Here is a 13,226-nt window from a genome sequence, read left to right as displayed (position 1 = left end):
AATAAAATGATCAAAAGTAATATTCTTGCCCTTGATGCTTCAACAGAAGCACTATCACTTGTTTTACATTATAAGGGAGAGACATTTCATCATTTTGAAGAGTGCCCACAGCAGCACAGTCAAAAAATTCTACCTTTAATTGATGAGTTATTGACCAAAGCAAACTGTAAATTAAAAGAACTGGATGTTATTGGTTTTGGGCAAGGCCCCGGCAGCTTTACTGGCGTAAGAATAAGTGTGGCCATAGCTCAAGGGTTAGCGTATTCAACTAATTTACCTCTTGTAGGGGTTTCTACACTGGCAGTTATGGCACAGCAAGCCTATGAGCAAAACAACAACACACTTGTTTTTCCTAGCATAGATGCGCGCATGGGTGAAATTTACTTTGCACAATACAAATTACATAATGGTTTAATGAAATTAGTTAATAACGAGTGTGTTATTAAGCCTGAGCTTTTAACTAGTGAATATATAACAACCAATGAAGCATCAGTTGCAGTAGGCACTGGCTTTAAAACTTACCCTGATGCATTGTCAAACTTTGAAAACATTACGATTAATACAGATATAACATTACCAGATGCACGCTATATGCTTGCCTTTGTTGATGCAGCATTTATTGCAGGCAAGGGCGTTCGAGCAAGTGATGCCCAACCAAAGTATGTTCGTGATACTGTAACATGGAAAAAGTTACCGGGGCGCGAGTAATGCCGTGTTAGGTTAATTTGCAAATTGGCTATTTTTAAATCATAATTTTAGATATGTTCAAGGGTGGAGAAGCGTGATGACGCTGCCTATAGGCTCAGGTTTTTTTACAGGTGGTATTCCAGGCAGAATAATCCCTGCGAAGGGAGTGACTGCAAAACCACAAGGTTTGGTTGAACAGGGTTCTGTTCAAAAAACAAATACTGATTATGTAAAAAGCAGTAAAGAGGGCGTTGAGCTTGCTAACCAATTGTTTAAAAGTACCGCCAAGAGTAACGACTACAGCCAAACAATTTACGACCAACCGACTGCAAAAAATAGTAAAGCAATTTCTACTTATACTGAATTTGCAAACTTAGAACGCAGAGCAGAAGTCCAAAACTTAATTGGGGTAGATATTTACGCTTGAACGTAGTTAATCTCCAATAATAAAAAACCCGAACAATGTTCGGGTTTTTTGTTTTACTAACTGTTTAGTGTTTAATGAAATTGATTAACTTATCTGCGATGTCGGTGTTGTTTTGAGAACCAATAAATTGCTCACTCCCTTTGCCATAAGCAAAAACTTGAACATCTACTGCGGTATGTCCACCTGTTGTCCATCCTGTGAAGCTTGTATCACTTATAATACTTTTAACGGCTAAGTTAAGTGCTTTGTCACCCATAGATTTAGCTTGTTCAAGCTTTATTTTATTTTCAGGGGTAAATTCGATATTAGTATATTTATTCCACACCAATTTTAGATCATCAGAGTCGAGTAACTGTTGAGTAATTTTACCTGCTGTTGCTTTTACACCATGAACAACATTAGCTTCCCACTTGTATTGGCCATGTGCACCTAATGTTAACCCCCCAGTGGAGTGATCAGCAGTTATAACAAGTAGGGTGTCTTTATTTTTATCAACATATGCTTTTGCTTTTTCAATAGCAGATGCAAAATCATCCATTTCAGCCATAGCACAGGCAATATCGTTTGCGTGCCCACACCAATCAATTTGACTGCCTTCAATCATCACAAAAAAGCCATTTTTGTTTTGATTGTCTAATAAGTTGAGTGCCTTGGAGGTAAGCTGCGTTAACCTTGTTGGGTTTTTGTCTAACGCAAAAGGTAAGCCTTTAGCGGCATATAAACCAATGGCAGGAATTTGCGTAATTTGATCAAGGTTTTGAATGCTATCGCCATATTGGTAACCAGCAGCTTTAAATTCGTCTACCAAATTTCTGTCATCACGTATAAAGTATTGAGTCCCGCCGCCTAGCATTAAATCAACAGGTAACTTACCTACAATTTTATTATCTATATAGTCATCAGCAATATCATCGTAATTATTACGTGATTCATTATGAGCTGCAAAGCTTGCTGGTGTTGCATGGTTTATTTGTGATGTAGCTACTAAAGCTGTGGTCATGTTACGTTCTTTGGCAATTTCTAGCATTGTTTTAAGCGGCTTTTTATCGGTATCGACTGCAATTGCGCCATTATAGCTTTTATGTCCGCTGCTCAATGCTGTTGCACTTGCGGCGCTATCGGTTACAACTGTGTGATCGTCAGGATAAGTGCGTGCCATCCCTGTGAGCATGGTATCAAAAATGGTTTGCTCAACATTTTTTGTTGTTGGGTCATCTTTAAAATAACGATAAGCCGTTGTGTAGGCGGGCCCCATGCCATCGCCAATCATATAAATTACATTTTTAGGTGCGGTTTCGGCCATTGCACCAGACGCTGTACACATTAGTGCCAGCATACTTATCTGTTTTTTCATTTTTTTCGTACCTTATGAATGTACTTTATTAATAGCTAAATTATTGTATACCTTAACTATGATAAATAAATTAATAGATTGGGACAAATCACTGATTAGTGCGATTAAACATTGTTTTGATGCGTTATAGTCTAACGTATGGATACATCAACGCCTATATTGAACTCTCAATGAGTAAAGTTTATTAGCACTGAGTAAATAGGGCACTTTATAAAATTAACATTATGAATAAAAAGGTTTTTATTCATAATGTTGTTTGCACTTGTGCTTTTGACTACTAAAATAATAAACATTTAGGTAAACTATTTAGTGGTCTGACAACTTGTATGTTATATATTTATAAAATAAGAAGGAGCATATGTGCAGCCATTTAATATTCAAACACGTAATTTAAATATTCATGGCTTAAAAATAGGTTCCGGAGAAGAGGTTGTTGTAGCGCTTCACGGTTGGTTAGACAACTGCAATAGTTTTACTCCTATGCTTAATGGGCACACTCCTGAACAAACATGGTACTGTATTGATTTTTCAGGACATGGATTAACATCGTGGCGAAGTGATGATGCACATTATTATTTTGTTGATTATATTGACGATGTTTATCAATTTATTGAAGCTATTGGTGTAAATAAAGTTCACCTTGTTGGGCATTCTATGGGGGCTATGGTCGCTGGCCTTTTTGCAAGTTGTTTTAGTGATAGGGTAAGAGCAGTTAGTTTTATTGAGGGTATTGGCTGTGTGACAACACCTAGCGAGCAAGTCACTGAGCAACTGAAAAATGCAGTTCTCAATCGTACTAGAACGCATAATAAAAAAGCGCGAGTTTACCAAAGTAAAGCGCATATTTATGAGGCACGTGCTAAAACAACTGATTTAAATAATGAACTAATTTCGCTTTTAATGCAGCGAAACATAAAAGCACTTCCCAGCGGTTTTACATTAACAACCGATCCCAAGCTCAAAAATCATTCAGGTTTTAGGTTTGATGAAGTGCAATGTATTGGTGCAATAAAAGAATTACATGCACCATGCCAATTAATTTTAGGTAACCAAGGTTACCCATTTGTAAAACAAAATTTAGAAAAGTATATTAATTATTACAACCACTTGAGTGTAATTAATGTAGAAGGCGGACACCATTGCCATATGCAAAGTAGCAAAGAATGTTATGAACACATTCAAGCATTTATGGTGCAAAGTGGTGCACGTTAATTGTATATTGACGTTAAATGTGGGATTATCCTTGCATTAGAGTATTTGCTCAATTGTTAAAGTGCCTTACTTAGATTAAGGTTAATAAAAATATAATTATAAACAGGGGCTAAGAGTGGAAAAAATCTGGCTTAAGCGCTACCCAGAGGGTATGCCTGAAACAATCGATCCTGAGCATTACAACTCGTTACTCGAAGTGTTCGAAAAAAGTTTTTCTGATTACAAAGATTTACCTGCATTTACAAACATGGGTAAAACTTTGTCATATGACGAAATTGATACAGCAACTAAAAAAGTCGCCTCGTATATCCAAAATGATTTGGGTCTCAAAAAGGGCGAAAAAGTTGCCGTAATGATGCCTAACTTGTTACAAACACCTATTTCTATTTTAGGTATTTTACGCGCCGGTTGTGTGGTTGTTAATGTTAATCCTCTTTACACTGTTCGCGAATTAGAACATCAATTAAAAGACTCAGATACAAGCGCCATATTTATCCTTGCAAATTTTGCAGATACGCTTGAAAAGTCACTTGCTAAAACAGACGTAAAACACATCGTTGTTACTCAAGTTGGTGACATGGTGGGTGGTCTTAAAAAGCACATTGTTAACTTTGTTGTTAAGCACGTTAAGAAAATGGTGCCTAAATACAACTTACCGAACACCATTAAATTTTCAGATTTATTGAATGCTGACGAAAATGCGTACACACGCCCTGAATTGAATTTATCTGACTTAGCTTTTTTACAATACACAGGCGGTACTACCGGTGTATCTAAAGGCGCTATGCTGAGCCATGGTAATATGGTTGGCAACCTTGAGCAGGTTTCTGGCTGTTTAGATAAAGTGTTAGACCGTGGTACTGAAGTTGTTGTTACGGCACTGCCGCTTTACCATATTTTTGCACTTACAGCTAACTGCTTAACGTTTATGAAATATGGTGGTTTGAACTTATTGATCACTAACCCGCGTGACATGCCGGGTTTCGTTAAAGAGTTAAGCCAAACTAAATTTACAGCAATCACTGGTGTAAACACATTATTTAATGGTTTATTAAATACCCCAGGTTTTGATGAGCTTGACTTTAGTCACCTCAAAATGTCACTTGGCGGTGGTATGGCAGTACAACGTCCTGTTGCCGAAAAGTGGCAAAAAGTGACGGGTTCAAAACTAATGGAAGGCTACGGCCTTACTGAGTGTGCACCGCTTGTAACAATTAGTCCGTACGACTTACAGTCTTACAATGGCTCAATTGGTTTACCTGCACCCAATACTGATATTAAGCTAATTCTTGAAAATGGAGAAGAGGCAGCTAAAGGTGAGCCTGGTGAGTTATGTGTTAAAGGTCCCCAGGTTATGCTTGGTTACTACAAGCGCCCAGATGCAACTGCTGAATGTTTAAAAGACGGTTGGTTTGCTACAGGCGATATTGCAACATATGATGATGAAGGTTTCTTTTACATTGTAGACCGAAAAAAAGACATGATTATAGTATCTGGCTTTAATGTTTTCCCAAATGAGATCGAAGAAGTTGTTGCAATGCACGACGGAGTGCTTGAAGTAGCAGCGGTTGGCATTCCTCACGATGTAAGTGGTGAACAAGTTAAAGTTTTTGTTGTTAAAAAAGACCCTTCTTTAACTGAAAAAGATATAATAAACCATTGTCGTGATAATTTAACTAATTACAAGGTTCCAAAACTCGTTGAGTTTAGGGATGAGTTACCTAAAACTAACGTAGGTAAAATACTCAGACGAGCCTTGAAAGATTAGAAAACTATAAAAAAGCCGGCATTAGCCGGCTTTTTTATTGTAGGAGACTAAGTGCAATACCAATTAATTCAAACACAAGTTCAGCTCAATACTTTTGTTGAGCAGATCCAAAGTAAGCCTATTTTAGCTATTGATACTGAGTTTATGCGTCGTCGTACTTTGTATCCAGAAGTTGCACTCATTCAGGTTTTTGACGGTGAGCACCTAGCACTTATTGATCCCTTAGCTGAATTATCGTTATTTGATTTTTGGCAGGTATTAAAAGATCCAGCAGTTTTAAAAGTATTGCATTCACCTTCTGAAGATATTGAAGTATTTCAAAAATATGCTGGGTTTGTTCCTGCTCCTTTATTTGATACTCAATTTGCTTTGCAATTATTGGGTGAAGGTAATTGTATGGGCTTTGCCCTTATGGTTAAAACATTACTTGGTATTGAAATAGATAAAAGCGAATCACGTACTAATTGGCTACAGCGCCCGTTAACCACTAAGCAGCTAGATTACGCCGCCGCTGATACATTTCATTTATTACCGTGTTTTGAATTGATCATAGAGCGTATTAAAAAAGCCGGCTTTTTTGAAATTGTTTTGGATGAGAGCGAATTAATTGCTAATAAACGCGCGTTTCAAACACCAGATGAATTGCTCTATAAAGATATAAAAAATGCGTGGCAATTAAAGCCACACGAACTAGCAGTGTTAAAAGAGTTAGCCGTTTGGCGCCGTAATAAAGCAATTCGCAAAAATTTAGCTCTTAACTTTGTGTTGAAAGAACATAACATGACTGAAATTGCTAAGCGTGGGCCTTCTAGTTTAAATGCATTACGTCAAATACCGGGCGTGGAGTCGATTGAAGTTAATCGCTCAGGCGTTGAGATTTTAAAGTGTATAGAAAAAGCGAAGGCAATTGCTGTTGACGAGCACCCGCAAGCATTAAAACGGTTAATTGATTTTACTAATTACAAACAAACAGCAAAAGATATTAAGCAAAAAATAACCAAAGTTGCTAAAGCTAACGCTATTCCTGAAGATGTTATGGCATCTAAAAAGCAAGTAAATCAGCTAATTAGCTGGAACTGGAAGCTAACAGAAGAGCAAAAAAAGGCGCATATAAAGCCAGACTTAATGAGTTCTTGGCGTTATAACTTTATTAAAGACGCGCTAAAAGAGTGGGATACCTAAAGGGTTAACCTCTCAGTTGTTATTATTTATAAAGAGGGCGCTTAGTGCGCCCATTCTTCATTTATTTTTTCTCTTCGTCAGGTAAAGTAACGTTTAGCTCTAATACAGCTAAATCGTCTTCATTTTGATCAAATTGTACCTGAACTGCATCACTATTAACGTTCACATATTTTCGAATTACATCCAAAATATCTTGTTTTAATTGTGGTAGGTATTCAGGTGTTCCACGCTGCGAACGTTCGTGTGCGACAATTATTTGCAATCGCTCTTTTGCAAGAGACGCACTGTTTTTCTTTTCTGAGCGGAAATAGTCAAGTAACGACACATTAGCCTCCAAAAATCCGTTTAAAAATGCCTTTCTTCTCTACATCTAAGAAGCGAAAATCGACGGTTTCACCAAGTAAGCGGTTTATGGCATCAGCATATGCTTGGCCAGCATCTGATTCACCATCTAATATGACCGGTTGGCCTGAATTTGATGCACTTAATACTGCTTGTGACTCAGGAATAACACCGAGCAAATCGATTGCTAATATATCTTGTACGTCTTCTACAGAAAGCATTTCACCTTTAGCTACACGCTCAGGGTTGTAGCGTGTTAATAGCAGGTGCTCTTTGATGTTTTCTAGGCCTTCTTCAGCGCGTTTAGATTTGCTATGCAAAATACCTAATATACGGTCAGAATCTCGTACAGATGAGACTTCTGGATTGGTGGTTACAATCGCTTCATCAGCAAAGTACATTGCCATCATCGCACCTGCTTCAATACCTGCTGGCGAGTCACATACAATATAATCAAAATCTTCTTTAAGCTCGTTTAAAACGCGTTCTACACCATCGCGAGTTAGTGCGTCTTTATCACGAGTTTGCGATGCTGGAAGCAAAAATAACTTTTCTACACGCTTATCTTTAATAAGTGCTTGGTTTAAGTTTGCTTCACCATTTATAACGTTAACAAAGTCATAAACAACACGGCGCTCACACCCCATAATTAAATCAAGGTTACGTAAACCGATGTCAAAATCGATAATAACCGTTTTGTAGCCTTTTAATGCTAAGCCTGTGCCTATTGCGGCGCTTGATGTTGTTTTACCAACACCACCTTTACCCGAGGTAACGACAATTACTTTTGCCATGAGATTTATCCTTTAACCAAAGCTGAAATTTCTAATGATTCATTTTTTTGTTGTATTTGCACAGCACTGCCCCAAAACTCACCTTGTAGAGAGTCACTGATCCAGTAGTTGCCATTTATGGAAACAAGTTCCGCTTCTAGCTTTTGGCAAAATATATGTGCGTTTTCTAATCCTTTTGCGCCCGCTATAGCGCGACCGCGAAGGGTTCCGTAAATATGTACGTTGCCATCTGCTATTACTTCTGCACCATGACTAACAGCGCCTAGTACAATAAGATCGCGGTCTTTTGCATAAACCTGTTGACCTGAGCGCACCGTGCCGTTAATTATTTGTGCAGGAAGTATAATGTTTTTTTCAACAATTGATGTGTTTGGTTGTTTTTCAACGGGCTCTGCTTTTACGTCTTGCGAGTAATTTAAAACTGAGAAGCCAGCTTTTTTTGCGCTTGTATGTTGCTCTTCAGAGCCATTACATACACCCACTGCGTTAAAGCTCATTCGCTCTATAAGTGACTTTAAATGAACAAAGTCCAAAGAACTGCTTTTTACTTCTTCTAAATTAACAACAATAGGCGCTCCCTCAAAAAAACGGGGAGCTTGGGCTATTTTTACGTAGAGTTGCTCTGCTAAAAGGTTAATATCAGCACTATAAAGATGTAAAACTGATAACGTAAAAAGATTCCCTTTTAACTCAAAAATTTGGTCCGACATACACGCTCAATTGAATTGTATGATAAGAAATTGTAATTAGATAAACACAGGCTGAATAAGGCGTTTATCGAAATTTCTAATCTAAATTTTCTAACTTATTATTACTCTCATGGTATAGTGTGCGGCATTGTTGTGCAAGAATTTATAGGGTCATAATGTTAACTGCGGTGTATAAAAGTAAGAAAAAAGCGGATACCTTCTTATTTGTTGAAAAAAGAGATGATTTTAGCAAAGTTCCAGAACCTTTAATGGCTATGTTTGGCAAACCCCACTATGTGATGATTATTAATTTGGCTAAACGTGAACACCTAGGTGGTGCTGATTTAGAGACTGTTAAGGGTGCATTAACCGATCAAGGTTACTATTTACAGCTTCCACCACCGGAAGATAATTTGCTTACTGAATTAAGAAAACAAAATGGAGCCGATCGTGATTAAAAAACTGGCAGTTGTATTATGTGGTTTATGTTTAAGTTCGTCAGTGGTTGCAAAAACACAAGCCGAATTTAAAGATTACTTAACAAACTTAAAAAAAGAAGCAATCGCAAAAGGCTACGAAACATCGTTAATTGATAGTGCGCTTGCAACCGCAACCTACAAAGAAAAAGTAGTATCGGCTGACAAAAATCAGCCTGAAGTTAAAGAAACACTTGAAACCTATTTACCAAAACGTGTTCCGCAATGGAAAATTGACCGTGCTCGTAAACTGTATGCGGAAAATAAAGACATTCTTGAGCAAGTAGCTAAAGAATTCGGCGTACAAGCGCGTTTTATAGTGGCTTTGTGGGGCCTTGAAAGCAACTTTGGAACTATTCAAGGGGGGCACAATGTTATTTCATCATTAGTGACGCTTGCTTTTGATGGCCGCCGTGAAGCTCTTTATAAACGCCAATTATGGGCAGCTTTAGACATTTTAAAATCGGGCCATATTACCTTAGATAAATTTAAAGGCTCTTGGGCTGGCGCTATGGGACAAACTCAATTTATGCCTACGTCTTTTAATGCTTACGCCGTTGACTATAACAACGATGGTCGTAAAGATATTTGGACGACTAAAGAAGATGCGTTTGCTTCTATTGCTAATTACTTAAAGCAAGAGGGCTGGAACGATTCATTAACTTGGGGCCGTCAAGTCAAACTTCCAGATGGATTCGATAACAAATATATCTTAGTACGTGGTACGAATACGCGCAAGCAGTGGCTTGAATATTGGAATGATTCAGAACGTTCACTTGCTGATTGGCAGGCACTAGGGTTGAGAAAAGTCGACGGCAGTGCTTTACCTAATGTAAACGTGCGTGCTGCGTTGGTGATGCCTGATGATATTAACGGCCGTATGTTTTTAGCCTACGATAACTATAAAGTGTTGATGCATTGGAACCGCTCGTATTATTTTGCAACGAGTGTCGGTTATTTATCTGATCGAATTGGCTATCCAAAAATATAATATTTAATTAATCATAAAGCCGCACAGTGCGGCTTTATTCTTTTTTAAAAATCTTATCTTTTAGGTCTATTACCTTGCCAATGCCAGAACCGAGTTTCATTAGTTTATTAAGTTGCTCAGGAGTTAAACGTTGTAATTCAGAAGACCATTTAGTCACTGTTTCAAGTAAGTTGTGAATTTCCCCCATTTGTTTTTGTGCATAGATTTCTTCTTCATTACTTGCTTCGTCTAATAAGTTGTCGCGTAATAGGCTAAGTGTTGGATCGATTTCACGTTTTTTACGCTCTTCAAATACACGATTTGCCATATCCCAAATATCGCCTGCGGGTGCATAATACTCTTTACGGTCACCAGGAATGTGCTGAACTTTAATTAATTGCCAAGACTGAAGCTCTTTAATGCCCATACTCACATTGCCTCGTGAAATACTCAGTGAATCGGCAATTTCATTCGCGGTCATTGGGTTTTTAGTGATAATAAGTAATCCACACATTTGACCAATAGTACGGTTAAAACCCCAGCGGCTTCCCATTTCGCCGCAATGCATTACAAAGGTAAAGTTTTTCTCAGATAAAGTCATATCATTAACTTTCAGTAATTTCAGAAACTAAATGCTAGCATGTTGGTTAGTGATAGCAAGGAATTAGACTCATTAAAATACAGCTTAAGGTAAAACCTTAAACTTAACCAATGTCCAATGCCCTTGGCTAATCTATCCGTTATGATTAAAAAGCGCTCAGAAATGCAAGCGCTTATACATGAGCAAACTACAGTGTATAGCTAAAGCTTAGCTTAGCGTTACGTTCTTCACCCGGCATACCACCTAAAAACATCGCTTTAGAATAATATTGCTTATTGAATATATTGTTTAAGTTAAGTTGCATATGCCATTTGTTTGTTGTGTATGAAACAGCCGCATCATGAACCGTGTAACTTGGTACATAGCCATCAGGAATACCAAAACTTGATGAGTTGGTACTCCTATCATCAACATAAGTTACACCTGCACTTATATTTAGCGTTTCAGGCAAACTAAAAACAGTTGCGTAATAAGTTACCCACGTACTGGCAGTTACATAAGGAACCCCTTTTTTACGTGTGGCGTGATTGTTTATATTAGGGTTTAGTTGGTTTCTTGCATCTTGATAAACACCATTTATATTTACTTTCCATTGCTCATTTAAATGCGCATTTAAATCAAGCTCAACCCCTTTTGTTTTTTCTTCCCCATCATAAAAGCTTTTAACTACATCTGGTGCCGAAACGCCCGCTTCATAAAGTGGATTGCTGTATTCTAGGTTGGTTCGCGCACTTTCAAAAACAACGAAAGAGGCAAGTAGTTGGTCGTCAAACGCTTTATATCTAAATCCTAAGTCATTGCTCATTGATTCTGAGTCTTCTCTATCCGCTTCGTTACCAGCAATGGACCCTAATACACTATATGCAGTGCGGCCTTTAGCGTGATTAACAAATATAGAAAAGTCTTCAGTGGGTTGATATGTTGCGCCTAAATTATACGTTAAACCACTGTCTGAGGTGTCAGCCTCTGGTGTTGGTTCTGCTCGACTTGCGCTATAACGCTCATCTACACCAAAATGTTCATAACTTTGTTTAATGCGGTTATAAGCAACACCTACGCGTGTTGTTAAATGCTCATTAATATAGGCAACATGTTGGAGGCCCAAACCCCAGGCCTTTACTTTTTTATTGTAGTCACTGGTTTTAAGAGGATCGTAATCGTAAAAATTACCTGTTGGCCAATTGGGATCTCGTATATCAAATATATAGGGTAGGGAACCTTGATATGTTACTTCGTTGTTTGTATCTGTAATAACGTAATCTTTATCCCATATAGAATATTGTTTAAAACGAATATCGCGATCTTCATAATTAGCATTAACCAAAAGTTCGTTATCAATATCACCCAACATAAAGTCGTAGCGCAAATCTAAAAAGTACTGCCATGACTTTTCATCAGCCTCAACTTGGCGGTATTCTTGGCGACGAGCAGCAAAAGGGTAAAGCACATCGTCAACGACTAACGGTGAACGTGGATCTTGATTAATAACACCACGACGATCCCAATAAACATAGTTATAAGCCCCCGTTTGACGTGCGAAACTTGATGTGTAATTACGGTATTGTAACTGTTGATTTAAAAATAAGTCGTCAGTAATAAAGTAATTATGAGTAAGCTTAAAGCGCAACTCTTCACCTTCGTTATCATCAGCCATTGGCGAAATAATTCCGTTAGTTCCAAATTGATAAGGTGTTAATCCGTCGTTATCTGACAATGAGTTTGCCAGTTCATTGCGCTGAGATTCACTAAGCTGTAAACCACTACCCGTAGGATCGTTAACTAAATCAGATCCTGTTACTTGTGAGGCTGTTAAACCATTAGCAGAGTCTGCATTATAAATTCGAATAGGGTGACCAATAGAGTCCACCGCTATTGAGTCTTTAATGTATGCAGCAGAAACCATAACGTCTTGTTGATCACTCAAAATGTATTTAAGTGATGTATATATTTCGTCTCGGTCTTCTTTTAAATCACGAAAACCATCACTTGATGCTGTTTTAGCCATCACGCGGTATGCTAAGTCATTTGTAATTGCATTGGTGCTATCAAAGGCAAGTGAATAGCTATCCCACTGACCAAGCTCAGCTGATACTTTATGTTTTTCTTCAAACTCTGGCTTTTTTTCAATCAGGTTAATTACACCACCTGCACTACCAATGCCGTATAAACCTGTAGCAGGGCCCTTGAGTACTTCAACTGATTCAACATTAGTAAGTGAACGGGTAGGGTTAAATGTATTACCTAATCCTGCACCGCCATACATCCCATCGTAAGTATAATTAGCATCTAGACCTCGAATAACTAAGTTATCGCCAATCCCGTAGTTATTACCTGCTTGGGTTAATCCACTTACATTACGTACAAGCTCTTGCAGGCTATCTACACCTTGGGATTCAATCAGTTCACGGTCAATAATAACGACAGGTGCTGGGGTTTCCATTAACGACATATCTGACTTAGTTGCAAGCCCTGAGCTCATAACAACTTGGTTTTGTTTCTGATAAACACTTATATGTTCGATATCTTGATTTGCAGTGGCTTGTGCTAAAACGGCTTGCGCATTTAAACAAGCGAGGGTGAGTAATGAGTAATTGAAACTTTTCATTATGATAATCATTCGCATTTAATAAAGTGCGGCAATAGTAATGATTATTATTTGCAAAATAAACTAAAAGTTCAATTAATATTAGATTTAAACAACTGCTTGCATGTTTTTTAAACAAC

The 13,226-nt window shown here is 37.8% G+C and carries 13 protein-coding genes; 7 read left to right on the top strand and 6 right to left on the bottom strand.

From position 1 onward, the window contains the following. Positions 1 to 6: 6 nt before the first annotated feature. Together tsaB and CWB62_RS07780 are read left to right on the top strand one after the other, a co-directional pair. Entirely contained in the window at positions 7 to 708 is a 702-nt protein-coding gene (tsaB, locus tag CWB62_RS07785) for a tRNA (adenosine(37)-N6)-threonylcarbamoyltransferase complex dimerization subunit type 1 TsaB (RefSeq protein ID WP_138528935.1), read from the top strand. 76 nt (positions 709 to 784) lie between these two features. Further along, a complete protein-coding gene (locus CWB62_RS07780) occupies positions 785 to 1,114 on the top strand; it encodes a hypothetical protein (protein ID WP_138528933.1) in 330 nt (109 codons plus the stop codon). Positions 1,115 to 1,178: 64 nt separating this feature from the next. On the opposite strand, the gene CWB62_RS07775 is transcribed toward CWB62_RS07780, so the two are convergent. Next, a complete protein-coding gene (locus CWB62_RS07775) occupies positions 1,179 to 2,468 on the bottom strand; it encodes an alkaline phosphatase (protein ID WP_138528931.1) in 1,290 nt (429 codons plus the stop codon). 360 nt (positions 2,469 to 2,828) lie between these two features. Here CWB62_RS07775 and CWB62_RS07770 point away from each other — a divergent pair, with 360 nt between their 5' ends. The 3 genes from CWB62_RS07770 (at position 2,829) to rnd (ending at position 6,630) form a co-directional block, all read left to right on the top strand. Continuing rightward, on the top strand, positions 2,829 to 3,680 hold the full coding sequence (locus tag CWB62_RS07770) for an alpha/beta hydrolase (protein WP_138528929.1): 852 nt from the start codon (positions 2,829 to 2,831) through the stop codon (positions 3,678 to 3,680). Between the two features lie 115 nt (positions 3,681 to 3,795). Next, positions 3,796 to 5,448: a long-chain-fatty-acid--CoA ligase FadD gene (gene fadD / locus CWB62_RS07765; protein ID WP_058405299.1), complete on the top strand. Its 1,653-nt coding sequence runs from the start codon at positions 3,796 to 3,798 to the stop codon at positions 5,446 to 5,448. 51 nt (positions 5,449 to 5,499) lie between these two features. Further along, the gene (rnd, locus tag CWB62_RS07760) at positions 5,500 to 6,630 is read left to right on the top strand and encodes a ribonuclease D (protein ID WP_138528927.1); all 1,131 of its coding nucleotides are present in this window, start codon (positions 5,500 to 5,502) and stop codon (positions 6,628 to 6,630) included. 61 nt (positions 6,631 to 6,691) lie between these two features. Here the strand turns inward: rnd and minE are convergent, their stop codons facing one another. The 3 genes from minE to minC are packed head-to-tail and all read right to left on the bottom strand — an operon-like array spanning position 6,692 to position 8,476. Next, entirely contained in the window at positions 6,692 to 6,955 is a 264-nt protein-coding gene (minE, locus tag CWB62_RS07755; RefSeq protein WP_006793461.1) for a cell division topological specificity factor MinE, read from the bottom strand. A 1-nt stretch (position 6,956) separates the two neighbouring features. Next, a complete protein-coding gene (gene minD, locus CWB62_RS07750) occupies positions 6,957 to 7,766 on the bottom strand; it encodes a septum site-determining protein MinD (protein WP_006793462.1) in 810 nt (269 codons plus the stop codon). Between the two features lie 5 nt (positions 7,767 to 7,771). Then, positions 7,772 to 8,476 carry a septum site-determining protein MinC gene (gene minC / locus CWB62_RS07745; protein ID WP_058552296.1) on the bottom strand — a complete coding sequence of 235 codons (705 nt, stop codon included), beginning with the start codon at positions 8,474 to 8,476 and terminating at the stop codon, positions 7,772 to 7,774. Positions 8,477 to 8,631: 155 nt separating this feature from the next. Between minC and CWB62_RS07740 the strand changes: the two genes are divergently transcribed. Both CWB62_RS07740 and CWB62_RS07735 read left to right on the top strand, forming a co-directional pair. Next, complete coding sequence (locus tag CWB62_RS07740) at positions 8,632 to 8,913, top strand: YcgL domain-containing protein (RefSeq protein ID WP_058405302.1); 282 nt, start codon at positions 8,632 to 8,634, stop codon at positions 8,911 to 8,913. Then, positions 8,906 to 9,922: a lytic murein transglycosylase gene (locus tag CWB62_RS07735; protein ID WP_138528925.1), complete on the top strand. Its 1,017-nt coding sequence runs from the start codon at positions 8,906 to 8,908 to the stop codon at positions 9,920 to 9,922. Before CWB62_RS07740 ends, CWB62_RS07735 begins: the two co-directional genes overlap by 8 nt. Positions 9,923 to 9,956: 34 nt before the next feature. Here the strand turns inward: CWB62_RS07735 and CWB62_RS07730 are convergent, their stop codons facing one another. Both CWB62_RS07730 and CWB62_RS07725 read right to left on the bottom strand, forming a co-directional pair. Then, a complete protein-coding gene (locus tag CWB62_RS07730) occupies positions 9,957 to 10,502 on the bottom strand; it encodes a GbsR/MarR family transcriptional regulator (protein ID WP_058405304.1) in 546 nt (181 codons plus the stop codon). A 187-nt stretch (positions 10,503 to 10,689) separates the two neighbouring features. Continuing rightward, complete coding sequence (locus CWB62_RS07725) at positions 10,690 to 13,107, bottom strand: TonB-dependent receptor (protein ID WP_138528923.1); 2,418 nt, start codon at positions 13,105 to 13,107, stop codon at positions 10,690 to 10,692. Between the last annotated feature and the right edge of the window lie 119 nt (positions 13,108 to 13,226).

Source organism: Pseudoalteromonas sp. S408 (genome assembly GCF_005886645.1).
Taxonomy (GTDB): Bacteria; Pseudomonadota; Gammaproteobacteria; order Enterobacterales; family Alteromonadaceae; genus Pseudoalteromonas.
Note: the sequence above shows the minus strand (reverse complement) of the source record. Positions and strands in the feature narration are given on the sequence as shown.

Excerpts from the sequence above, each read along its gene's own strand:
- tsaB (WP_138528935.1), top strand. The coding sequence starts at position 7 with ATGATCAAAAGTAATATTCTTGCCCTTGATGCTTCAACAGAAGCACTA.
- CWB62_RS07780 (WP_138528933.1), top strand. The coding sequence starts at position 785 with ATGACGCTGCCTATAGGCTCAGGTTTTTTTACAGGTGGTATTCCAGGC.
- CWB62_RS07775 (WP_138528931.1), bottom strand. The coding sequence starts at position 2,468 with ATGAAAAAACAGATAAGTATGCTGGCACTAATGTGTACAGCGTCTGGT.
- minD (WP_006793462.1), bottom strand. The coding sequence starts at position 7,766 with ATGGCAAAAGTAATTGTCGTTACCTCGGGTAAAGGTGGTGTTGGTAAA.
- minC (WP_058552296.1), bottom strand. The coding sequence starts at position 8,476 with ATGTCGGACCAAATTTTTGAGTTAAAAGGGAATCTTTTTACGTTATCA.
- CWB62_RS07740 (WP_058405302.1), top strand. The coding sequence starts at position 8,632 with ATGTTAACTGCGGTGTATAAAAGTAAGAAAAAAGCGGATACCTTCTTA.
- CWB62_RS07730 (WP_058405304.1), bottom strand. The coding sequence starts at position 10,502 with ATGACTTTATCTGAGAAAAACTTTACCTTTGTAATGCATTGCGGCGAA.
- CWB62_RS07725 (WP_138528923.1), bottom strand. The coding sequence starts at position 13,107 with ATGAAAAGTTTCAATTACTCATTACTCACCCTCGCTTGTTTAAATGCG.